General features: G+C 69.0%; 1 protein-coding gene. It reads left to right on the top strand.

Annotation, left to right across the window (positions count from 1 at the left end):
* Positions 1-522: IS3 family transposase (locus D6B71_RS22450; protein WP_121259019.1), on the top strand; the 522-nt coding region annotated here is incomplete at both ends.

Here is a 522-nt window from a genome sequence, read left to right as displayed (position 1 = left end):
CCCGAGCGGCTACTACGCCACCAAGACCCGCAAGCCCTCGGCACGCGCGATCCGCGATGCCGAGTTGGTGAAGGAGATCAAGACCGTCCACAAGGCGAACCTGGGTGTCTACGGCGCCCGCAAGGTCCACGCCGAGCTCAACCGGAAAGGCGTCCAGGTCGCGCGGTGCACCGTGGAGCGGTTGATGCGGCACGAGGGTTTGCGCGGGATCTCGCGGGAGAAGACTCGCAAGACCACCCACGCCGAGGGTGGGGAGACCCCGCGCCCGGAGGACCGGGTTGAGCGGCAGTTCGTCGCCACCGCGCCCAACCAGCTGTGGGTGGCTGACCTGACCTACGTCAGGACGCATGCGGGGTGGACCTACGTCGCGTTCGTCCTCGACGTCTTTCTCGACGTCTTCTCCCGCCTCGTGGTGGGTTGGCAGGTGTCGACCAGCCTGCGCACCGACCTGGCCCTCGATGCCCTCGACATGGGGCTGTGGGCCCGGCGCCGTGCCGGGCAAGACACCGCCGGCCTGGTCCA

It is taken from the genome of Nocardioides ferulae (genome assembly GCF_003660455.1).
Taxonomy (GTDB): domain Bacteria; phylum Actinomycetota; class Actinomycetes; order Propionibacteriales; family Nocardioidaceae; genus Nocardioides; species Nocardioides ferulae.
Note: the sequence above shows the minus strand (reverse complement) of the source record. Positions and strands in the feature narration are given on the sequence as shown.